We start from the raw sequence: 20,397 nt of genomic DNA, 5'->3' as shown, positions 1-20,397 counted from the left end.
AGGCTTACGCCACAGTTAACTTGCACAATCCTTGCGAGTGCAGAGTTAATACTAAAAAGTCTATTCAATTTCCTTTTTGATTGCCGCCCACACCACGCCGATCATGGTTTCATTTGGCAACAATCTTTGCCATTCGGCCCCGAACTGGTTTCGGAACCATGTGGATTGGCGCTTGGCATATTGTCTTGTCGCGATCTTGGCCCGTTCCATCGCCGTGCCGGTGTCCATCTCTCCATCCAGGACCGCCTGCAGTTCACGCACGCGATCGCCTTCATGGCGGGGAGCGCAGGATCAAGGTCGAGCGCCAGAATCTGCCGGACCTCCTCCAGCGCACCATGTTCGATCATGGTATCGAAACGTCGGTTGATGCGCTCCCTCAGAATTTCGCGGTCCGGATCGATGACAAAGCAACGCGCGCTGTCACGATCGATCAGCGGCGCGCCACGCTGGCCTTGCCAGGTCAGGATCGAGCGGCCCGAGGCGTCCAGAACCTCCAGCGCTCGCGCTATGCGCTGGCCGTCATTCGGCCGCAGCTGCATGGCCATCGCCGAATCCCGCAGCATCAATTCGCGATGCAGGCGCGGTGCGCCGCGCTCGACCAACTCGTGGCGCCAGCGCTCACGTATATGCGATGGAATCTCCGGCATGTCCGAAATTCCCTCGGCGAGCGCCCTGAAATAGAGACCGGTACCCCCGACGAAAATCGGCCGGCGGCCGGCGAGAGCCTTCTTTTCGATCAGGTCGACCACGTCGCGCTGCCACGCCCCGGTTGAGTACGGGATCGACGGGTGAACGTGGCCATAGAGAAAATGAGGCGCGCGTGCCAGATCCTCCGCCCCCGGGCGCGCGGTCAACACATCCAGGATCGAATAGCCTTGCATGGAATCGGTGTTGACGATGACGCCACCGGTCCGCTCCGCGATCTCCAGCGCCAACGCCGACTTGCCGCTCGCGGTCGGGCCGGCTATCAGGATCGCGTCCTTAACACGGCCCTCATCGGCCGTCTTTTCCTGGGTTTCCTTCATGCCGCTCGTCGCCACGCTCGTCTCCAGTCCAGCCGGCGGTGCACTCACGCCGGCCCTTGCGAATAAGGCTTCCCAGGCGGTCGGCGCAAGCACAACGCGCTGGCTGGGCGAAACGATCGCCTGTGATCTCGCGTTGCCGGCAGGCATCGGACATGACGAAGCCATGGCGGTCCTACGCGCGCTTCTGGCTTCCGAGCCCGTTGACGTCGCCGTTCAGGACGAAACCACGCGTCGCAAGAAGATCCTGATCGCCGACATGGATTCCACCATGATCGACCAGGAGTGCATTGACGAACTGGCCGATGAAGTGGGTTTGAAGGAAAAGGTGGCAGCGATCACCGCGCGCTCCATGAACGGCGAGATCGCCTTCGAGCCAGCCCTGCGCGAGCGTGTCGCGCTGCTCAAGAACCTCGACGCGGCGGTGGTCGATCGCATCATCGCCAACCGGCTGACGCTTGCATCCGGCGGTCGCGCGCTGGTGCAGACAATGCGCAAGGCCGGTGCCTACACGGCACTTGTCTCAGGCGGCTTCGATGTTTTCACCAGCCGTATCGCCGCCATGCTCGGCTTTCACGAAAACCGCGCCAACCGGCTGCTCGAAGTCAATGGCTTTCTGACGGGCGAAGTGGCCGACCCGATTCTCGGCCGCGCTGCCAAGGCGGAAGCGCTCCAGGATATTTCGGCCAGGCTCGGCCTTACACCTGCGGATGCTATCGCAGTCGGCGACGGTGCCAACGACCTCGACATGATCCGGCTTTCCGGTACGGGTGTGGCGCTTCATGCCAAGCCGTCGGTTGCAGCCGAAGCCAAGGTCCGCATCGATCACGGTGACCTTACCGCCCTGCTCTACCTGCAAGGCTACCATCGTAAGGACTTCATCGAATGAAGCCGATCCAAACGACAAGGCTGATCCTGCGCAACTGGGAGGATCGTGATCGCGAAACGTTCTTCCGCATCAACAGCGACGAACGCGTCATGGAGTTCTTCCCATTTCGCCGAACCCGGGCCGAGACGGACGCGAAAATTGGCGAGATGCGCGCCGATATCGGGCGCAGGGGCTTCGGCTTCGCCGCAGCCGAAATCGTGGCCACCGGTGAATGCATAGGCTTCGTTGGCCTGACGGGCACGGAGCACTTACCCTTCCTGCCCGCGGGCACTCTCGAGATCGGCTGGCGCCTGGCACCGGAATTCTGGGGCAACGGTTATGCCTCGGAGGCAGCCCGGGCATGGCTGACCTTCGGCTTCGAAACGCTTGGCCCCGACGAGATCGTTTCCTTCGCGGTTCGCGACAATCACCGCTCGACGGCGGTAATGGAACGGATCGGCATGACAGCTGATCGTTCGCGCGATTTCGATCATCCGCATGTCCCCGAAAGCCATCCGCATCTGCGTCCCCATACCTTCTACAGCCTGACGCGCAGGGATTGGGAGGCACGAAAAAGGGCGACCGAATAGCCGCCCTTTTTCGATTCAGGATCAGTGACTTCCAGCGGTTTCCGGAATCAATCCATCCGCACGGTCACGAAGCGCAATTCTCCGGTTTTGGACGCAAGCATCAGCAGCGCGTTCTTGCGCCCCTGTTGCTTCAGCGAAGCGATGCGATCGACGACATCCTTGGGCGTCGCCACCGATTCCTGTCCGATCTCGGTGATCACCTCGCCCGGCTGGATACCACGCTCGGCCGCTGCCGAATCCTTGGCGACCTCAGTAACGACCACGCCGGAGACATCAGCGGCAATGCCGAACTTGCCGCGCGTGTCGTCGTTCAATTCGCCGATCGACATGCCAAGCACTTTGGCTGCTGCCACAGGCGCAGCCGTTCCGTCCTTGCCGGGCTCGCCCTTGCCTTCGGCATCCGCCAGCTTCTCGCCGTCCTCAAGGCGACCCAGCGTGACCTTGACGGTCTGTTCCTTGCCCTTGCGGATGATGATGACGTCGACGGCCTTGCCGACCGGGCTCTCCGCGACGACACGCGGCAGGTCGCGCGTTTCCTCGATATCCTTGCCGTCGAACTTGGTAATGACATCGCCAGCCTGGATCGAACCATTGTCGACCGGCCCACCCTTGATGATACCAGCCACCAGCGCGCCCTTCGGCTCCGCCATGCCAAGGCTCTCGGCAATGTCCTTGGTGACGGGCTGGATGCGCACGCCCAGCCAGCCACGCCGCGTTTCGCCGAACTGGCGCAACTGATCGACAACACCGGCCGCAAGCTGGGACGGGATCGAGAAGCCGATGCCAATCGAGCCGCCAGAAGGCGAAATGATCGCCGTGTTGATGCCGATGACCTCGCCGTTCATGTTGAACAGCGGACCGCCAGAATTGCCGCGGTTGATGGCAGCGTCGGTCTGGATGAAGTCGTCATAGGGACCGGAATTGATATCGCGGTTACGTGCCGAGACGATACCGACCGTTACGGTGCCGCCCAGGCCGAACGGATTGCCGATCGCCATGACCCAGTCGCCGATGCGCATCTTGTTGGAATCGCCGAACTTCACGGCCGTCAGCTTGTGGCCCTTCGGATCCACCTTCAGCACCGCGATATCGGTCTTGGTATCGGTGCCGACCAGCTTCGCTTTCAGCGTCACCCCGTCGGAGAAATTCACCTCGATGTCGTCGGCGTCCGCGATGACGTGGTTGTTCGTGACCACGATGCCCTCAACGGCATCGACAACGAAACCGGAGCCCAGCGACTGCACTTTCTGTGCGCCGCCGCCCTTTTGACCGCCGCGATCCTTGAAGAAGTCGTCGAAGAAGTCCTGGAAGGGTGAGCCTTCGGGCAGCTGCGGCATCGGCACGGCGCCCGGACCTTCGCTGCCCTTCACCGTCTGCGACGTCGAGATGTTGACGACGGCACCAAGCAATCCCTCGGCGAGATCCGCCACCGAAGCCGGACCATTGGCTGCGGGCGCTGCCTTGGTGTTTGCGGGAGCCTGCGTCTGGGCAATGGCCGATGGAACGGCTGCGGTGCCAAGCATCAGCGCCGCAGTGGCGGCGGCAAGCGTCTTGCTTGCTGCACGCAGGATGGATTGGGACTTCATCAGGGCCTCCCGGCAAGTCAGCAAGAACGCTTTCAACGACATGTCGTCAGTGTGGAAAGAAATAAGGCACGTTTACGGCCCTGACCACCCGGCGAAGACAAATCCCCAAGGTGACGCCGCATCCTTCAACCGCGAACCAGCCATACGATGCCGACACCGGCGGCGATTGCCGCCAGTCCCCCGATTCTCAATACGCCTTCCGGCATGGCGAGGACATCGGTTGCAAGCCGCTTGGCCAGACGTGGAAAACCGCCATAGACCAGGCCCTCGACGACGAGGACAAGGCCCATGGCGGCAAAGAAGTCCTGCACGGTCTATTGCGCAGGCTTGGGTGCAGTCGGAGCCGCCCCGCCTGCCGGATCCCGGAAGTAGCGGAAGAACTCAGAATTCGGCGACAGCAGCATGGTCGTGCCGGTGTTGTCCAGCGCGGTGCCATAAGCGTTCATCGAGCGGTAGAAATCGAAGAAGGCTGTATCCCGGTTGTAGGCGTTGGCGAAGATTGCACTGCGCTCCGCATCGCCCTGACCACGCAGGATCTCCGATTCCTTGTTGGCCTCGGCGACGATCTCGACCACCTCGCGGTCGGCACGAGCCTTGATGCGCTGTGCGGCTTCATTACCGCGTGCGCGCAGCCGCTCGGCTTCCGCCAGACGCTCGGCCTTCATGCGGTCGTAGGTCTGTTGCGAGACTTCGGCCGTCAGGTCGGTGCGACGGATACGGACATCATCGATCTCGAGACCGAGCGACGTTGCGTCCGGGCGCAGTTGGTCGCGCACTTCACGCATCATGATGCCACGCTCTTCGGAAAGAGCCGCCTCGAAGGCGCGCTGGCCGTAGACCCGGCGCAACGCGGCATCGAGACGTGTCTTCAGCCGCTGTTCGGCCAGTTCGATCTGGCCGGAAACCGCGGAACGGAAGACGCGCGGATTGGAGATACGATAGGCTATAAAGGCATCGACCTCGTAGAATTTGCCGCCCGAAACCTGGACGCGGATGTTGTCGAGATCGAAGCGCAGCACGCGCTTCTCGACGAGTTGCACCGTGTCGGCGTCGAAGAACGGGAACGGCGCCTTGAAATAGATGCCGGGCTCGCTCTTGACGTCGATGATCTCGCCGAAACGCAGCACGATCGCCTGCTGGCGCGCGTTGACCACGAAAACCGACGAATAGAGCAGGAACAACAGGACGGCGACGGCGACGATGATCGCGGGAAGACGATTTGCCATTACTGGTTACCTCCCGAGGTCTTCGGCTGCAGGGCCGGCAAAGGCAGATAAGGCACGACGCCCTGGCCATTGCCGTTCGGCTCGACGATCACCTTGCTGGAGTCTCTCAGCACCTTCTCCATCGTTTCCAGATACATGCGCCGGCGCGTGACGTCAGGCGCCTTGGCGTATTCGTCGTAGATCGAGATGAAGCGCTGCGCTTCACCCTGTGCTTCCTGCACAACACGGTTCTTGTACGCAGCGGCCTCTTCGCGGACCTGGGCCGCCTGGCCGCGCGCCTGACCGAGTTTCTGGTTGGAGTACTGGTTCGCCTCTTCGACGAAACGATCCTCATCCTGCTCCGCACGCTGCACTTCGTCGAACGCGTCGGCCACCTCGCGCGGCGGAGCCGCATCTTCGATCGACACCGCGTTGATGGTCAGGCCTGCCTTGTAGCTGTCCAGCGTTGCCTGGATATTCTCGCGGACCGTCGTTGCAATGCCCTGGCGGTCGTCACGGAAGATGTCCTGAGCTGGGCGCCGGCCAACGGCCTCGCGCATGGCGCTTTCTGCAACCTGCCTCAGCATCTCGTCCGGATCGGCGACGTCGAACAGGAAAGCGCGCGGGTCAGCCACCTGATAGGCCACCGAGAACTGCACATTGACGATGTTCTGGTCACCCGACAGCATCAGCCCGGAGGTGTTGCCGCTGCGGGCGCCACCACCGATGTTGACCAGTTGTTCGGAAATCTTGGCGGTCTCGACCGTTTCGATCGGCCACCAATGGAAATGCAGGCCAGGCTCTGAAAGCTGCTCCTTCGGCTTGCCGAAGCGCAACTCCACCGCCACCTCGTCCGGCTGAACCGTATAAACTGCTTTGAACAGCCAGCCGGCGATCAGCACGAGTGCGATCAGAAGGTAGACTGCCGGGCTGCCGCCTCCGCCGGGAAGCGCATTGCGCAACCGGTCCTGGCCGCGGCGAATGATGTCTTCGAGATCGGGGGGCGTACCTTGAGGGCCGCTTGGTCCGCGTGGACCTTGCCCCCATGGGCCTTGGTTATTACCGCCGCCTCCCCACGGGCCGCCTCCTCCGCCACTTTTGTCGTTCCAGGGCATGAATGTCCTTTCGCTGGGATTCCCTCACACGCCGGAGCCGGCGCAAAATCCTTGTCGTCCTTCTATAGGGATGCCTCAGCGCGCTTTCAACGCGTCCGCCTTTTAATGCGCTGTTCTTAGCTGCAGTTTTGCCGCGACGCTTTGTCGTGGTTAACCCCGAACAGACCTTTCGTAGACGACATGACGCGTCGGATGGCTGTCTTTCTCGCCGGCCGGAATCTCTTCTGAGCTGATGATGTGCCACGTTTCGGGATCGATCGGCGGGAAGGATGTGTCGCCATCGATCGAAGCCAGCACATGCGTGACATGCAGACGGTGGGCCAGCGGCAGCGCCCGCGCATAGATCTGGCCACCACCGATGACGCAGATTTCGTCTGCGGCTGCCATGCAGCGGCCGCGAATGCGGGCGAGCGCCAGACCATCCTCCAGGGAGGTGACGACTTCAGCCCCCTCTGCCCGGTAAGAAGGATCACGGGTGACGACTATGTTCAGTCGATCCGGAAGCGGGCGCTTGGGGAAACTCTCCCAGGTCTTGCGCCCCATGACGACCGGCTTGCCCAGCGTATCCGCCTTGAAGCGCTTGAGGTCGGTGGAAAGCCGCCATGGCAGACCGCCCTCGCGGCCGATGATCCCGTTTTCGGCGATGGCGACATGGATTGATACGAGCATCACTTGCCGCTTTCGTTTTCGGGTCTATCCAGCAGCAGGATGTCGATATCGCGCTCCGGCACGAAGTCCTCCGCCGTCATCTCAAAGGTCGTCGGCCCGGTTTTCCTCACACCGGTGCCGCAGAAAGAAACGAGAGACCGTGCATCGATCTTGTCCACCGTGAGCTTGAACTTGCCGATGCTGCCGGTTGCCCAGTTGCCGCCGGTGGTCAGGATATAGGCTATCCGGCTCTCATAAAGCTGCGGACTGCTGTCGGTATTGTCTTTCTGTGCCTTGCGCACGGCGGCCTCGAAAGCGTCATCCATGCAATAGCGGCGTTTGTAATTGTCATACTCGCCTTCAAACTTGCCATCGTTGAAGAAAGAGAGCCCGGCCGTTGCGCCGACGCTCGGCTTGTAGCGATGCGATACATGGACCGGCTTGCCGGCCGGAAAGGTCGCACGCCACCAGAAGGTCGAGCGCAATTGCCAGTAAGGTGAGCGCACGCTTTTCCAGCCGGAACCATCGTCATACTGATCCATGACGATGATGCCGCGCGCCAGCCAGTCGTCTGCAACTGGTTGCGGCAGCTTCGCGAGCGCCGCCAGAGCCGCCTTGCCATAGGGATACAGCGGCACATTCTGCGCCTTCAGGTCAGCGCTGACATCAACGCCGACCGCAAACGCCTTCTGTTCCAGCTCGGGTTTGACGGCAGCGCCATCCACGGACACTTCGAAATCGAGGAAGTTGTCGCTGCCCTCCTCAGGTATGGAAGGCATCTCGTAAGGGTTGGCTTCGATTTCCGGTAGCGGGAAGGCAACAATGGTGCTCACATCCGCATCAGATGTGTTGCGGAAAACGTAGTCGACCGTGACCTTGTCGGGCGAAATGAAAAGATCCTCGCTGTCCATCGAGACGACATCGTTGCGGGACAGGATGAGCCCACCGGCACCAAGCTCCGCGGTGGAATCGTTGGCGAAGGCTGGCGCGGCGAAAAGCGCCATGCTGACCGTCAGCGCGATGCGGATCATCGAAGCGATTCCCTTCTGAAGAAGCTCGTAGAGCCTACCTGCTCCGAACGCCGCATCAAAGCCTTCTGTCACCACCGTTGCCGCTCTGGACAGGCCGCCGGGGATCGGGCAGGACAGCGTCATGCGTAAGGTTCTCGTGATCGGCATCGGCGCCGGCAATCCCGAACACATGACGGTCCAGGCCATCAACGGCCTGAACCGCGCTGACGTTCTGTTCATTCCCGACAAGGGCGCAAGGAAGAACGACCTCGCCGATCTGCGCCGCCACATCTGCGACCGTTTCGTCACCAACCAGAAGTCGCGCCGCGTCGAGTTCGACGTGCCGGTGCGGGCCGAACCCGCGCCGTCCTATCGCACGACTGTCGACGACTGGCACGAAGAGATCGCCGGCATCTACGAGCACCTGCTGCTTGAAGAAACCGCCGAGGATGGCTGCGGTGCCTTCCTGATCTGGGGTGATCCCTCACTCTACGATTCCGCGCTCCGAATCCTGGATCGCGTCAGCCGGCGGGGCAATGTCGGCTTCGAACTGGAGGTCATTCCCGGCATCACCGCCATTCAGGCGTTGGCTGCCGGCCACAAGATGGCTTTGAATCGCATCGGCGACCCATTCCTGGTCACGACAGGGCGCCGGCTGACGGATGAGGGCCTCCCCGACAACGCAGGCACCACGGTTGTGATGCTGGACGGAAAATGCTCGTTTCAGACTGTCGCCGACAAGGATACGACCATTCATTGGGGAGCCTATCTCGGCACCGCGGACGAACTCCTCATCCATGGCCGCCTGGGCGACGTCGAGGATGAAATCGTCAGGACCCGTGAAGCCGCCCGGCTGCGCAAGGGCTGGATCATGGACACCTATCTGCTGCGCAAACCGGAATAGCGGCACAGGCTGTCATGCTGCATCGATTTCGGCCTGCAGGGCCTCCATATGCGCCTGCGCCGCTGCAGTGGCGGCCCGTTCGATGGCCCGGTAACGGCTGACCACTGCCAGACCCACCGCAGTCAATTGCGCGCCGCCGCCTTTGCGTCCTCCGGTCTGCGCCGCCACCAGCGGCTTGCCAAAGACACGGTTCATGTCTTCGACCAGATCCCACGCATGCTTGTAGGACATCTCCATGCCCCGCGCAGCCGCCGAGATCGAGCCGAAAGCAGCGATCTGTTCCAGGAGTTCTATCTTGCCGGGACCGATGCGGCCGTCCGGGTCGAGATTGATCCGCAGGCTGAGAGAAGGCACGTTTTCCTCCCGCGTTATGTTGCTGCTTGTTATTGCCGTCGTTATTCCATGAGAGAATAGCGCATGACAAGAGGCTGCGCCTGCGCATGCCGCGCAAAAGTGCGCAGCGGTTTTGTGATCACAACATGCGTGAAATCAAAGATCTGATGTGCAAGGAGCCGATCTCAAAGCTGGCGACGTGCATCAGGCGTCGAATTGCCCCTTGGGAGCAGCAGCCATATTCGCCTGATCGAAACTCACGGTCTTGATGACCGCGAAGACATCGCGACCGGAGGCGAGCGACAGCGCATGCTGCGACTGCCGCGTGATGCGCGCCATCACCGCTACCCCGTTGCAATCGATCCGGACTTCCACCGCAGCCCCCTCACCTGGCTCGATCGCCGCGATGCGACCGGCCAGCACGTTGAGCGCACTCAAACCATGCGGCTTTTCGGTTGCTATCATGACGTCGCGTGCACGAATGCGAACCCTGACCGGCTGGCCGACAACGGCCTCCACATAAGGGACGCGGATCTCGCCCGCTGGCGAGCCGAGTACGGTCATGCCGAAACGCTCGTCGTGATGCAGCACGCGTGTATCCAGCACGGCACCGCCTTCCACCCGCTCCTCGTGGGAAAGCAGATCGAGCCGCTGCATGATCTCGGTGGTCGGGCCTGCGGCAGCGACCTTGCCTTGCGTCATCACCACGACGTCGCTCGCCAATCGCGCCACTTCAGCAACCGAATGACTTACATAGACGATCGGGATCTTCGTCTCGTCGCGCAGCCTCTCGATGTAGGGCAGGATTTCAGCCTTGCGGGCTTCATCCAGCGAGGCGAGCGGCTCGTCCATCAGAAGCAGCTTCGGGCTGGCCAGCAGTGCCCGGCCGATCGCCACACGTTGTTTTTCGCCACCGGAAAGCTTGCCCGGCCGGCGGTCGAGCAGATGTCCGATGCCGAGCAGCTCGACAACGGCCCCCATATCGCCGTAACGCTCGGTCGTCGGCGTGAACCAGCGGCCGTAGCCCAGATTGGCTGCCACGCTCATGTGTGGGAACAGGCGTGCGTCCTGGAACACCATTCCGATACGGCGCTTATGCCTCGGTACGAAAACGCCTTTTTCAGTGTCGACCAGCACCTGTCCGTCGACGGTGATGCGACCACGCCGAGGCCGGATCAGGCCGGCAATGGCATTGATCAGCGAGGTCTTGCCGGAACCGGAAGGGCCGAACAGCGCCGTCAGGCGACCGGAGCTGTCGAAAGCCGCCTCGAGCGAAAAGCCACCTTGCTGATGGCCGATATCGACCGCCACGCTCATTCGATGTCCATCCGTCGTCCGACCCGGCGCGCCAGCACTTCGGAAGCGACCAGGGCAGCCATCGAGATGACGATGCTGATCAGCGTCAGCCTTAGTGCCCCTTCGTCACCGCCAGGCACCTGCGTGAAGGTGTAGATCGCGGAAGGCAGGGTCTGGGTTTCGTTCGGGATATTGGAAACGAAGGTGATGGTCGCCCCAAACTCGCCCATCGCTTTGGCAAAGGAAAGTATCGCGCCGGCAATCATGCCGGGCAGGATCAGCGGAAGCGTGATGGTGGCGAAAACCCAGAGCGGACTGGCCCCTAGCGTGCCCGCAGCCGCTTCCAGCTTGCGATCTACGGCCTCGATGGACAGGCGGATCGCTCTTACCATCAGCGGAAAGCCCATCACGCCGCACGCCAGGGCCGCACCAGTCCAGCGAAACGAAAAGACGAGGCCAAAATAATCGGCAAAAAAGATGCCGGCCGGTCCGCGCCGACCGAAAGCCAGCAGAAGAAGATAACCGGTCACCACCGGCGGCAGGATCAGAGGCAGGTGCACGATGCCGTTGAGCAGCGTCTTGCCCCAGAATCTGCCGCGCGCCAGAAGCAATGCCACCGCGATGCCGAATGGCAAACTGACCAGCATCGCAACCGTGGCGACCTTGATGGACAGCCGGACCGCATTCCATTCGTCGGGGCTGAGGTCCAGCAGCCAGTTCATGCGTTCCTGCGATACCTTACTGGGTGGGCGCGAGCAGCGTGAAACCCTGCGCCTTGAAAAGCTCTCCTGCCTTAGCAGAGCGCAGGCACTTCAGGAATGCCGGCGCATCCTTGTCCTTGGATTCCGCCGTCTGGGCAACCGGATAGACGATGGGAGGATGCGTCTCTTCCGGGAACACTCCAATGACCTTGACGCCCTTCTCGGCATTGGCGTCGGTCTGGTAGACGATACCGGCAGCCGCCTCGCCGGTGGCCACCAGCTTGAGCGCCGCGCGGACATTCTCGGCCTGCGCCACCTTGCCTTCGACGGAAGACCACGCGCCAAGCGATTCCAGCGCCGCCTTGCCGTACTTGCCAGCCGGGACCGCCTTGAAATCACCCATCGCCAGCTTGCCGTCGCCAATCACCTTGGCGAGATCGAACCCCTTCTCGATCTTGACCTCGGCCTTGGAGTCCTTCGGTGCTACCAGCACGATCTGGTTGCCGAGGAGCTTCACCTCGGTGTCAGACTTGGTCAGCTTCTTGTCGGAGAGGTATTTCATCCAGTCGAGGTCAGCCGAGATGAAGACATCCGCTGGCGCTCCTTCTTCGATCTGCTTGGCCAGCGCGGAACTTGCCGCGTAGGAAATCTTGGCAGCCTCGCCGACATCCTTCTCGCAGGCCTTGTTGACCTCATCGAGCGCATTCTTGAGGCTGGCGGCGGCAAATACGACAACCTGCTCGTCCGCATGTGCGGCAGGCGCTGCCAGCATCATCGCCCCAGCGGTCATCGCCATCAGCACCAAACCATTACGTTTCTTCATCGAAGCTCTCCCTGATTTTGCAAACCCGTCCAGCCAGCGGCTTTGGGCGATATATCCATATGAACATAACAAAGGGAAGGCTTCTGCGCTTTTTTCGGGAAAAGAGTTTCACTGAAAACCCGTTGTAACGGCTGACCACCACGGGCTACGGTGACCGCTCGCGCAACGGCGCGCATCGGATAGAAAATCAACCAGGAGTTCCCCATGAAGATCAGTGCGCGCAACACGCTGAAGGGCAAGATCGTCGAGATCACCAAGGGCGCGACCACCTCGCATGTGCGCATCGACATCGGCGGCGCCGTGGTCACCTCGTCCATCACCAACGAAGCCGTCGCCGATCTCGGGCTTGCCGTCGGCAAGGATGCATATGCCGTCATCAAGGCATCCGACGTCATGGTCGGCATCGACTGACTTGGTGCGCGAGAACGAAATCCGCCAGGGAGAGATCGCCGTCGACGCGCCAGCGCCGACGGACGCCGGCCTCGTCTTCATCGGCACGATCCGCACGCCGTGGGTCTCGCGGCTGATGGCGCCGCGCCAGGGTCGCGCCGACGGCCCGATCTGCCGCATCGAGATCTTTCCGCTGTGGCGCGAGGCGCTTGCCGGCATCGAACAGTTCGAACGCCTCGAAGTGCTCTACTGGCTGCATCTGTCGCGGCGCGATCTGGTCCGCCAAAGCCCTGCCAATGATGGTTCCGCGCGTGGCACGTTTGCCCTGCGCTCGCCGGTCAGGCCAAACCCGATCGGCACCTCCATCGTCACGCTGGTCGGTGTCGAAGGCTCGATCCTGCTGGTGCGCGGTCTGGACTGCCTGGACGGGACACCGCTGCTCGACCTGAAGCCGGATCGCGCGCTGTTCAACCCAATTGCGCCGCCCCAGCCGGGCGATTTCGAAGTCGGTTGAATTGGGATCGCCGGAAACGTTTTTCCGGCCGGAACATCAAACCGCGATCGGCGCCTTGATCGTCGCATCGGCGACGTAGTTTTCCAGGCGGAAATCATCGAAGCGGAAAGCAAAGAGGTCTTTCACCTCCGGATTGATCCACATCGTCGGCAACGTCTTCGGCTGGCGGCGAAGCTGTTCGTGCGCCTGTTCGAAATGGTTTGAATAGATGTGCGCGTCGCCCAGCGTGTGCACGAAGTCGCCCGGTCTCAGCCCGGTCACCTGCGCCACCATCATGGTCAGCAGCGCATAGGAAGCGATGTTGAACGGCACGCCGAGGAAGATGTCAGCCGAGCGCTGGTAAAGCTGGCAGGACAATCGTCCGTCCGAAACATAGAACTGGAACAGACAGTGGCAGGGCGGCAGCGCCATCTGTTCCACTTCCGCAGGATTCCATGCCGAAACGATGAGCCGCCGCGAATATGGATTGCAGCGGATCTCGCGCAGCAGATTTTCGATCTGGTCGATCGTGCCGCCCTGCGCATCGGGCCAGGAGCGCCACTGCTTTCCGTATACCGGACCGAGATCGCCGTTGGCGTCGGCCCACTCGTCCCAGATGGAGACGCCGTTGTCGTTGAGATATTTGATGTTGGTGTCGCCGGCCAGGAACCACAGCAACTCGTGGATGATCGACTTGAGGTGCAGCTTCTTGGTGGTCAGCACAGGGAAGCCCTGCCCCAGGTCATAGCGCATCTGGTAGCCGAACACCGAGCGCGTTCCCGTACCCGTGCGGTCACCCCGGTCGGTGCCGTTCTCCAGGACATGGCTAAGCAGATCAAGATATTGGCGCATCGCTATCGCCCTGATTCGCGGTATTGGCGTTGGCCGCGATCATACCCGGCCAATGCTTGTCAGGCTATTGGCCTGATAGACCAAACCACAGCATTCCGGCGCAGGAGCGCGCCGGAGGGTATCGTCAAACAGTGCAGGAAGCTGGAAAGCTCAGAGCGAGCCGAGCTTGCCGAGATCCTTGGCGACCAGATAGTAGAAAGTCACCCGGTTCTTGGTGTTGTCCGCGCTCATCGCCTTGCAGGTCTTCTCGATCGCAGCGTCGGCCTTGGCGGCATCGGCAACGCCGAGCTTCTTGCCGACCCAGCTGTCGCGCACGCGCTTCAATTCTTCCGGATCGGTGCAGGACACCAGCGAGGAGTCGCGGTTCCTGAGCGCGATGCCCAGGTGCTTCACGATCTTGTCGACGACATCAGCGTTGGCGCCGGCGTCATACTTCTTCACGTCTGCAAGATAATCGCTCATCAGGAATTCCCCTCATCGGAGCCATGTCTGTCCGGTGAGACAACGACCGGTCGAAACCGGATTCTCCACACCGAGGCAAACCTTCGGTTGCAGTTCGTCGCAAGTCAAGCCTTGCAGACAGGGTTTGAGATAGCATCACGCTGGAATGCTTGCTCTTTTACGCTGCGGAAGCTGATTTGAGGACACAGAAGCGGCCCAGCTAAATTAGCCGGACCGCCTCCTTCCCCCGCCTCATGACGAGCGATTGCTTCGCTCAGAATGGCGAATCCGGGAAATAGAAGTTCTTGGCATTTTCCGGGGTGATCAGCGTCGCGTCGAGAATGTAGTTGCCGCTGACGGGTACCTGGTCGATTAGCGCCGCCGCAGTCAGTTCCATCGCGGTGCCGACCATGGCCGGCGGATAGAGCACGTCGACCGGGATCATCTTGTCGCCGTCCATGACCTTCTTGATCATGTCCTTCGAGCCGGCACCGGCCACGACATACTGGATGTCGGTGCGTTTTGCCTGCTCGATGGCCTGCAGCACGCCGACCGCCATGTCGTCGTCCTGGCACCAGACCACATCGATCTTCGGATATTTGGTCAGGTAGTCCTGCATGACCTTGAAGGCATCGTCACGGTTCCAGTTGCCGAACTGGCGGTCCAGAACCTTGACCTTCGAGCCGGCGATACCCTTGTCGAAACCGTCCTGGCGCTGCTGGTCGATCGGGATCGGCAGGCCGCGGATGATGACGACTTCTGCTTCCGGCGTCTTTTCGGCAATGTACTTGCCGGCCACTTCGCCGAGTGCCGGATTGTTGCCGGCGACGTAGAGATCGCGCACGGAGTTGTCGTTGCTGGACGGAGCCCGGTCGACAAGCGCCACGAACTTGCCCTTGTCCTTCACTTCCTTGATGGCATTGACCAGCGGATCCGGATCGGACGGCAGGATCACCAGCGCATCGATGCCCTGTGTCTCCAGGTCCTGTACGGCATTCGCCTGGCTGGCAGCGTCGGGTGACGTCTTGACGATGACGTTGAGGCCCGGATGCTCTTCCATCAGCTTCTTGGCGACACGTTCGGCATGAAACACCACGCCGGCAGTCCAGCCATGGTCGGCTGCCGGGATCGAGACGCCGATCGTCTTCTTGTCCTGCGCCTGGGCAACGCTCATCAGCGCCACCATGGCGACTGCCGCCACTCCGATTAGTCGTTTTCGCATTGTTTCCTCCCTATGCTTGCAGGTCTGGTCAATCAGTGGCCGGGCGACCCGAGGACCCGGCCCCGTTTCAGGTTTTCCTCACCAGTGAGCGTTGAACGAGCATGGCGATGATGATGATCGCGCCCTGGATGGCCCCGAGCAGGTACTCGCTGACAAAGTTCGAAAGCAGCATGATGTTGCCGACGATTTCCAGGATGAAGGCGCCGCAGATCGTGCCCCAGATGCGCCCAACCCCGCCGCGCAACGCCGTGCCGCCGACCACCACCGCGGTGATCGCCTGCAGTTCCCACATCAGGCCGGTGGTCGCGGACGTGGAGCCGAGCCGGGGAATGTAGATCAGGCAGGCCACGGCCACGCATAGCCCCTGGATCACGTAGGTAAGCGTGCGCACGCGGCTGACCGGGATGCCGGAATAATGCGCCACATCCTCATTGGAGCCGACCGCAACGACATGGCGGCCATAACGCGTGCGATAGAACACGAAAGCGCCGATCGCGGCGGTGATGACGATCACATAGATCGGGAACGGCACGCCGAAAATCTCCCCGAAATAGACCGGCCGATAAAGCGACTGCACGTCCGGATTGCGCAGTGTGATCGCCCCGCCTTGCGACAGCCAGGTGGTCAGTCCGCGATAAATGCCCATCGTGCCCAGCGTCGCGATGAACGGTTCGATCCGTCCAACGGTGGTGATCAGGCCATTGGCCAGTCCGCAGGCAGCCCCGATCGCAAGCGCAAGCAGCGCCGCCGCCACGATCGTCATCATCGGATCGCTGACCGCACCACTGTTCATGAACAGGATGGTAAGGCTCGCCACGAAGGCCACCATGGAACCAACTGAAAGGTCCAGCCCGCCTGCCGAGATGACGAAGGTCGCTCCCACCGCGATGATCGCGATGAAGGCGCTGCGCGTCAGCACATTGAGCAGATTGTCGACGCTGATGAAATTCGGGTTGGCGAAGGCGCCAAGCACGAGCAGAAGTGCCAGCGCCACGAAGGGTGCCACTGCCCGCAGGTCCACGTCCTTCCAGGATCGTTTCGCTTTTGCCGTTGCTGGTGCCGTTTCGGTCATTCTTCCCCCGCCCAAAGCATGCCGCGCATCAGGCGGCCTCTCCCGCTTGCACGCCGGTTGCCAGCACGACGATCTCGTTTTCATTCATGTGATCGCCGGCCACTTCGCCGACGATATGGCCGGTCCGCATCACCAGGATGCGGTCGCACAGGCCGATCAACTCCGGCATCTCGGACGAAACCACGATGATGGACCGGCCTTCTGCCGCCAGCCCGGCAATGAATTTGTAGATCTGCTGCTTGGTGCCGATGTCGATGCCGCGCGTCGGCTCGTCGATGATGACGATCGACGGATCCAGCATCATCATCTTGGCAAGCAGCAGTTTCTGCTGGTTGCCGCCGGACAGTTGGCCGGCCAGCAGATCCTTGCTGCCGGTGCGGATGTCGAATTCGGAAATTGCCTTGTCGAGCGCCTCGCGCTCCCGTGCACGGTCCACCTGCCCCCAACGCACGAAACGTCCGAGCGAAGCCAGAGTGAGATTGACCCTGAGATCCTTGGCAAGCAGCAGGCCCTTGCCCTTGCGGTCTTCGGAAAGGTAGGCAATGCCGGCCTTCAGGCTGTCATGCACATTGGCAAAGCTGACCGGCTTTCCGGCAAGGCGAACGGTTCCGTATGCTGGCCGCAAGCCAACCATGCCCTCCATCAGTTCCGTACGGCCGGCACCGACGAGACCGGCGAACCCCAATATCTCGCCTTTGCGCAACTGGAAGGAAGCGTGCTCGGCATAGCCTGGCACGGACATATCCTCGACCTCGAGCACGACCTCACGCGCGCCCGCGGTCGCCCGATCCGGATAAAGCTTGGCCACGTCGCGGCCGACCATCAGCCTGGCCATGTCGACGGGTTCGACTTCGGCCGCGTCGCGCGTCGTGACCAGACGTCCGTCGCGCAGCACGGTTACCTTGTCGGCGATCTGCTTCACTTCCGGCAGACGGTGCGAAATATAGAGAACGGCCGTGCCCCTGGCGCGGATATCGGCAATGACCTTGAGCAGCGCCTCCGTCTCCACCGGTGTCAGAGACGCGGTCGGCTCGTCGAAGATGACGATCCGGTGCGGCACCAGCAACGAGCGCGCGATCTGCACCAGTTGACGCTGTGCGATCGACAGCCGCCCCACCGTGACGGTGGGATCTATATCGCCGCCGAGCTCGCGGATGGCTTTCCGTGCGCCATCGTTCATCGCCTTGTCGTCTACGACGAGGCCCCTGGCGATCTCGCGCCCGAGATACACGTTCTGGGCGACAGTCAGGTCCGGTGCCAGCAGGATCTCCTGATGCACCAGGACGATACCGCGATGCTCGGCGTCGACCGGCCCGGAGAACACCACCGGCTGACCGTCGATCGTGATCTCGCCCTCCGTTGGCTGCAGATGACCGGACAGGATCTTCATCAAGGTCGATTTGCCGGCACCATTCTCGCCGATAATCGCGTGCACCTGGCCTGCCTCGACCGCAAGGTCGATCCCTTTCAACACCTGCACGGGACCAAACGACTTCGAGAGCCCCGCAACGGTGAGCAGCGGAACGGTGCCATCGGCCTGTACAGGTGAAGGTGTCGGGCTCATCCCACCTTCGTCCACACATTGCCGCCTTTCGACGAAGCGACGGCAGCCTCGATGAACTGCATGCCTTTCAAGCCGTCCTCGACGGTCGGATAGATCACATCGGCATCTGGCCTTTCTCCGGTGCGGGCCGCGCGTATGGCGCGCGCGGCTTCGGCATAGATCGTGGCAAAGCCCTCGAGATACCCTTCAGGATGGCCACCTGGAACGCGCGTCACCCGTGTCGCCTCGGCCCATGCGCCATTGCCGCCGCGGGTGAAAAGCTGCTTCGGCTGGCCGAACCGGGTGAACCAGAGATAGTTCGGATCGGCCTGAACCCATTCGAGGCCGCCCTTGGTACCGTAGACACGCAGTTTCAGCCCGTTCTCGTGGCCAACGGCGACCTGGCTGGCCCACAGCATGCCACGCGCGCCGCCCTTGTAGCGGAGCAGGATCTGCACGTCGTCATCGAGCAATCGGCCGGGTACGAAAGCCGTCAGCTGCGCCAGGAGTTCGTCCGTCTCCAGACCGGTGACGAAGGCGGCGAGATTGTAGGCATGGGTGCCGATATCGCCGATCGCGCCTCCCGCACCGGAGCGTTTGGGGTCGGTGCGCCATTCCGCCTGCTTCGAACCTGCAAGCTCCGCACGTTCGGTCAGCCAGTCCTGCGGATACTCCACCTGCACCAGTCGGATGTCGCCCAGTTCACCGGCAGCAACCATGGCGCGGGCCTGCCGGATCATCGGATAGCCGGTGTAGTTGTGAGTCAGCACGAAGACCTTTCCGGTCTTCTTAACCAGATCAACCAGTCCCTGCGCTTCGGCGACCGTTGTCGTGATCGGCTTGTCGCAGATCACGTGGATGCCCGCTTCCAGGAACGCCTTCGCGGCCGGCGCGTGCATATGGTTCGGCGTGACGATTGAAACGGCTTCGATGCCGTCCAGTCGTGCTGCCTCGGCCTTGGCCATATCCTCGAAGGAGCCATAGGCACGGTCCGCCGCTATACCGAGATCGAGTGCCGAGGCTCTCGCACGCGCCGGATCGGAAGAGAGCGCGCCGGCAACCAGATCGAACTGATCGTCGATGCGTGCGGCAATGCGATGTACTGCGCCGATGAACGCGCCCTGCCCGCCTCCGACCATGCCGAGCCGGATGCGGTCGCTCTGCGTTTCCTGCTTGCTGCCTTCGATCGCCATGATCAACTCCTGTCCAGCCCCAGCATCTTGCGGTTCGCGGCGTCGTCGGTGCCCGCACCGGCAAAATCGTCGAAGGCATGCTCGGTCACGCGGATGATGTGATGCTTGATGAATTCAGCGCCTTCGCGCGCACCGTCCTCGGGATGCTTGAGCGCGCATTCCCATTCCAGCACCGCCCAGGAATCGAAATCGTAGGCGGTAAGCTTGGAGAAGATGCCGCCGAAATCGACCTGGCCGTCCCCCAGCGAGCGGAAGCGCCCGGCCCGGTCGACCCAGCTCTGGAAGCCGCCATAGACGCCCTGACGGCCGGTCGGATTGAACTCGGCATCCTTCACATGGAAGGCCTTGATGCGCTCATGATAGATGTCGATGTAGTCGAGATAGTCGAGTTGCTGCAGCACGAAGTGCGACGGATCGTAGAGCAGGTTGGCGCGGGCATGGTTGTTCACCCGCTCCAGGAACATCTCGTAGCTGACACCGTCATGCAGGTCTTCGCCCGGATGGATCTCGTAGCAGAGATCGACGCCGTGTTCGTCGGCATAGTCGAGCAACGGTCTCCAGCGCTTCGCCAGCTCATCAAAGGCGGCCTCGACCAGACCTGCCGGTCGCTGCGGCCAGGGATAGACATAGGGCCAGGCGAGTGCGCCGGAGAACGTGGCATGTGCCTTGAGGCCAAGATGTTTCGACGCACGGATCGCCCGTTTGACCTGATCGACCGCCCACTCGGTGCGTGCAGCAGGATTGCCACGGACCTCCGGCGCGGCAAAACCGTCGAAGGCCGCATCATAGGCTGGATGGACGGCTACGAGCTGGCCCTGCAGATGCGTGGAGAGCTCCGTGATCTCCAGCCCGTGGCTGGCAGCCACACCCTTCACTTCATCGGCATATCCCTTTGAGTCCGATGCTTTCTTCAGGTCGAACAAGCGCGCATCCCAGGTCGGGATCTGCACGCCCTTGTAACCAAGGGAAGCCGCCCATTTGCAGATGGCATCGAACGAATTGAACGGCGCCGCATCCCCAGCGAACTGCGCCAGGAAAATGGCCGGTCCCTTGATGGTTTTCATCGAACTTCTCCCAATTCAGGCAACCG

Annotated in this window: 22 protein-coding genes and 1 pseudogene; 5 read left to right on the top strand and 18 right to left on the bottom strand. The window is 61.8% G+C overall.

The window, feature by feature from the left end:
* Positions 1 to 60 precede the first annotated feature (60 nt).
* Positions 61 to 1,025, bottom strand: a pseudogene (miaA, locus tag C1M53_RS22850) (tRNA (adenosine(37)-N6)-dimethylallyltransferase MiaA).
* Between miaA and serB the strand changes: the two are divergent.
* Positions 1,024 to 1,911, top strand: coding sequence for a phosphoserine phosphatase SerB (gene serB / locus C1M53_RS22845; RefSeq protein WP_129414321.1), 888 nt, complete (start codon positions 1,024 to 1,026; stop codon positions 1,909 to 1,911). The pseudogene miaA and the gene serB overlap by 2 nt on opposite strands.
* Positions 1,908 to 2,480, top strand: a complete 573-nt coding sequence (locus C1M53_RS22840; RefSeq protein WP_129414320.1) for a GNAT family N-acetyltransferase — start codon at positions 1,908 to 1,910, stop codon at positions 2,478 to 2,480. Before serB ends, C1M53_RS22840 begins: the two co-directional genes overlap by 4 nt.
* A 47-nt stretch (positions 2,481 to 2,527) precedes the next feature.
* Here C1M53_RS22840 and C1M53_RS22835 read toward each other — a convergent pair whose 3' ends face one another.
* From C1M53_RS22835 to C1M53_RS22810, 6 genes are all read right to left on the bottom strand, one after another.
* A complete protein-coding gene (locus tag C1M53_RS22835; RefSeq protein ID WP_129414319.1) occupies positions 2,528 to 4,066 on the bottom strand; it encodes a DegQ family serine endoprotease in 1,539 nt (512 codons plus the stop codon).
* A 125-nt stretch (positions 4,067 to 4,191) separates the two neighbouring features.
* On the bottom strand, positions 4,192 to 4,377 hold the full coding sequence (locus tag C1M53_RS22830; protein ID WP_129414318.1) for a DUF2065 domain-containing protein: 186 nt from the start codon (positions 4,375 to 4,377) through the stop codon (positions 4,192 to 4,194).
* A gap of 3 nt (positions 4,378 to 4,380) precedes the next feature.
* Positions 4,381 to 5,292, bottom strand: a complete 912-nt coding sequence (locus C1M53_RS22825; protein ID WP_129414317.1) for a protease modulator HflC — start codon at positions 5,290 to 5,292, stop codon at positions 4,381 to 4,383.
* Positions 5,292 to 6,386 carry an FtsH protease activity modulator HflK gene (gene hflK, locus C1M53_RS22820; protein WP_129414315.1) on the bottom strand — a complete coding sequence of 365 codons (1,095 nt, stop codon included), beginning with the start codon at positions 6,384 to 6,386 and terminating at the stop codon, positions 5,292 to 5,294. Before hflK ends, C1M53_RS22825 begins: the two co-directional genes overlap by 1 nt.
* Before the next feature lie 150 nt (positions 6,387 to 6,536).
* Positions 6,537 to 7,055 carry a dihydrofolate reductase gene (locus C1M53_RS22815; RefSeq protein ID WP_129416318.1) on the bottom strand — a complete coding sequence of 173 codons (519 nt, stop codon included), beginning with the start codon at positions 7,053 to 7,055 and terminating at the stop codon, positions 6,537 to 6,539.
* Positions 7,055 to 8,065, bottom strand: a complete 1,011-nt coding sequence (locus C1M53_RS22810) for a DUF4424 domain-containing protein (RefSeq protein WP_129416317.1) — start codon at positions 8,063 to 8,065, stop codon at positions 7,055 to 7,057. Before C1M53_RS22810 ends, C1M53_RS22815 begins: the two co-directional genes overlap by 1 nt.
* 121 nt (positions 8,066 to 8,186) lie before the next feature.
* Between C1M53_RS22810 and cobF the strand changes: the two genes are divergently transcribed.
* Complete coding sequence (gene cobF / locus C1M53_RS22805) at positions 8,187 to 8,948, top strand: precorrin-6A synthase (deacetylating) (protein ID WP_129414313.1); 762 nt, start codon at positions 8,187 to 8,189, stop codon at positions 8,946 to 8,948.
* Positions 8,949 to 8,960: 12 nt separating this feature from the next.
* Here cobF and C1M53_RS22800 read toward each other — a convergent pair whose 3' ends face one another.
* The 4 genes from C1M53_RS22800 to modA form a co-directional block, all read right to left on the bottom strand.
* On the bottom strand, positions 8,961 to 9,302 hold the full coding sequence (locus C1M53_RS22800) for a winged helix-turn-helix domain-containing protein (RefSeq protein WP_054308175.1): 342 nt from the start codon (positions 9,300 to 9,302) through the stop codon (positions 8,961 to 8,963).
* Between the two features lie 183 nt (positions 9,303 to 9,485).
* Positions 9,486 to 10,598, bottom strand: a complete 1,113-nt coding sequence (modC, locus tag C1M53_RS22795) for a molybdenum ABC transporter ATP-binding protein (protein ID WP_129414312.1) — start codon at positions 10,596 to 10,598, stop codon at positions 9,486 to 9,488.
* Positions 10,595 to 11,299, bottom strand: coding sequence for a molybdate ABC transporter permease subunit (modB, locus tag C1M53_RS22790; RefSeq protein ID WP_129414311.1), 705 nt, complete (start codon positions 11,297 to 11,299; stop codon positions 10,595 to 10,597). Before modB ends, modC begins: the two co-directional genes overlap by 4 nt.
* Before the next feature lie 16 nt (positions 11,300 to 11,315).
* Entirely contained in the window at positions 11,316 to 12,101 is a 786-nt protein-coding gene (modA, locus tag C1M53_RS22785; protein WP_129414310.1) for a molybdate ABC transporter substrate-binding protein, read from the bottom strand.
* Between the two features lie 204 nt (positions 12,102 to 12,305).
* Here modA and C1M53_RS22780 point away from each other — a divergent pair, with 204 nt between their 5' ends.
* Positions 12,306 to 12,512, top strand: coding sequence for a molybdopterin-binding protein (locus tag C1M53_RS22780; protein ID WP_101935060.1), 207 nt, complete (start codon positions 12,306 to 12,308; stop codon positions 12,510 to 12,512).
* Between the two features lies 1 nt (position 12,513).
* Positions 12,514 to 13,005, top strand: coding sequence for a tRNA (N6-threonylcarbamoyladenosine(37)-N6)-methyltransferase TrmO (gene tsaA / locus C1M53_RS22775; RefSeq protein WP_129414309.1), 492 nt, complete (start codon positions 12,514 to 12,516; stop codon positions 13,003 to 13,005).
* 36 nt (positions 13,006 to 13,041) lie between these two features.
* Here the strand turns inward: tsaA and C1M53_RS22770 are convergent, their stop codons facing one another.
* The 7 genes from C1M53_RS22770 to C1M53_RS22740 all read right to left on the bottom strand — a co-directional run bounded on the left by C1M53_RS22770 (position 13,042) and on the right by C1M53_RS22740 (position 20,371).
* Positions 13,042 to 13,836, bottom strand: a complete 795-nt coding sequence (locus tag C1M53_RS22770) for a thymidylate synthase (protein WP_129414308.1) — start codon at positions 13,834 to 13,836, stop codon at positions 13,042 to 13,044.
* Between the two features lie 150 nt (positions 13,837 to 13,986).
* Positions 13,987 to 14,298: a DUF2853 family protein gene (locus C1M53_RS22765; protein ID WP_129414307.1), complete on the bottom strand. Its 312-nt coding sequence runs from the start codon at positions 14,296 to 14,298 to the stop codon at positions 13,987 to 13,989.
* Positions 14,299 to 14,551: 253 nt separating this feature from the next.
* Complete coding sequence (locus C1M53_RS22760) at positions 14,552 to 15,499, bottom strand: substrate-binding domain-containing protein (RefSeq protein ID WP_129414306.1); 948 nt, start codon at positions 15,497 to 15,499, stop codon at positions 14,552 to 14,554.
* Positions 15,500 to 15,566: 67 nt separating this feature from the next.
* Positions 15,567 to 16,571 (bottom strand): ABC transporter permease, encoded by a 1,005-nt coding sequence (locus C1M53_RS22755; protein WP_129414305.1) that lies wholly within the window; start codon positions 16,569 to 16,571, stop codon positions 15,567 to 15,569.
* A gap of 28 nt (positions 16,572 to 16,599) precedes the next feature.
* Positions 16,600 to 18,135: a sugar ABC transporter ATP-binding protein gene (locus tag C1M53_RS22750; protein WP_129414304.1), complete on the bottom strand. Its 1,536-nt coding sequence runs from the start codon at positions 18,133 to 18,135 to the stop codon at positions 16,600 to 16,602.
* Positions 18,132 to 19,307, bottom strand: a complete 1,176-nt coding sequence (locus tag C1M53_RS22745; RefSeq protein WP_129414303.1) for a Gfo/Idh/MocA family oxidoreductase — start codon at positions 19,305 to 19,307, stop codon at positions 18,132 to 18,134. The genes C1M53_RS22750 and C1M53_RS22745 overlap by 4 nt, the downstream gene beginning before the upstream one ends.
* Before the next feature lie 2 nt (positions 19,308 to 19,309).
* Positions 19,310 to 20,371, bottom strand: a complete 1,062-nt coding sequence (locus C1M53_RS22740) for a sugar phosphate isomerase/epimerase (RefSeq protein WP_129414302.1) — start codon at positions 20,369 to 20,371, stop codon at positions 19,310 to 19,312.
* Between the last annotated feature and the right edge of the window lie 26 nt (positions 20,372 to 20,397).

The sequence above is a fragment of the Mesorhizobium sp. Pch-S genome (assembly GCF_004136315.1).
GTDB lineage: Bacteria > Pseudomonadota > Alphaproteobacteria > Rhizobiales > Rhizobiaceae > Mesorhizobium.
This window is presented reverse-complemented; position numbering and strand designations above follow the sequence as displayed.

Coding starts and splice junctions, on each gene's coding strand:
- C1M53_RS22840 (WP_129414320.1), top strand. CDS start 1,908: ATGAAGCCGATCCAAACGACAAGGCTGATCCTGCGCAACTGGGAGGAT.
- C1M53_RS22740 (WP_129414302.1), bottom strand. CDS start 20,371: ATGAAAACCATCAAGGGACCGGCCATTTTCCTGGCGCAGTTCGCTGGG.
- serB (WP_129414321.1), top strand. CDS start 1,024: ATGCCGCTCGTCGCCACGCTCGTCTCCAGTCCAGCCGGCGGTGCACTC.
- modB (WP_129414311.1), bottom strand. CDS start 11,299: ATGAACTGGCTGCTGGACCTCAGCCCCGACGAATGGAATGCGGTCCGG.
- C1M53_RS22750 (WP_129414304.1), bottom strand. CDS start 18,135: ATGAGCCCGACACCTTCACCTGTACAGGCCGATGGCACCGTTCCGCTG.
- modC (WP_129414312.1), bottom strand. CDS start 10,598: ATGAGCGTGGCGGTCGATATCGGCCATCAGCAAGGTGGCTTTTCGCTC.
- C1M53_RS22770 (WP_129414308.1), bottom strand. CDS start 13,836: ATGCGCCAATATCTTGATCTGCTTAGCCATGTCCTGGAGAACGGCACC.
- C1M53_RS22755 (WP_129414305.1), bottom strand. CDS start 16,571: ATGACCGAAACGGCACCAGCAACGGCAAAAGCGAAACGATCCTGGAAG.
- modA (WP_129414310.1), bottom strand. CDS start 12,101: ATGAAGAAACGTAATGGTTTGGTGCTGATGGCGATGACCGCTGGGGCG.
- C1M53_RS22765 (WP_129414307.1), bottom strand. CDS start 14,298: ATGAGCGATTATCTTGCAGACGTGAAGAAGTATGACGCCGGCGCCAAC.
- hflK (WP_129414315.1), bottom strand. CDS start 6,386: ATGCCCTGGAACGACAAAAGTGGCGGAGGAGGCGGCCCGTGGGGAGGC.
- C1M53_RS22780 (WP_101935060.1), top strand. CDS start 12,306: ATGAAGATCAGTGCGCGCAACACGCTGAAGGGCAAGATCGTCGAGATC.
- C1M53_RS22810 (WP_129416317.1), bottom strand. CDS start 8,065: ATGATCCGCATCGCGCTGACGGTCAGCATGGCGCTTTTCGCCGCGCCA.
- C1M53_RS22835 (WP_129414319.1), bottom strand. CDS start 4,066: ATGAAGTCCCAATCCATCCTGCGTGCAGCAAGCAAGACGCTTGCCGCC.
- C1M53_RS22815 (WP_129416318.1), bottom strand. CDS start 7,055: ATGCTCGTATCAATCCATGTCGCCATCGCCGAAAACGGGATCATCGGC.
- C1M53_RS22745 (WP_129414303.1), bottom strand. CDS start 19,307: ATGGCGATCGAAGGCAGCAAGCAGGAAACGCAGAGCGACCGCATCCGG.
- C1M53_RS22760 (WP_129414306.1), bottom strand. CDS start 15,499: ATGCGAAAACGACTAATCGGAGTGGCGGCAGTCGCCATGGTGGCGCTG.
- cobF (WP_129414313.1), top strand. CDS start 8,187: ATGCGTAAGGTTCTCGTGATCGGCATCGGCGCCGGCAATCCCGAACAC.
- C1M53_RS22825 (WP_129414317.1), bottom strand. CDS start 5,292: ATGGCAAATCGTCTTCCCGCGATCATCGTCGCCGTCGCCGTCCTGTTG.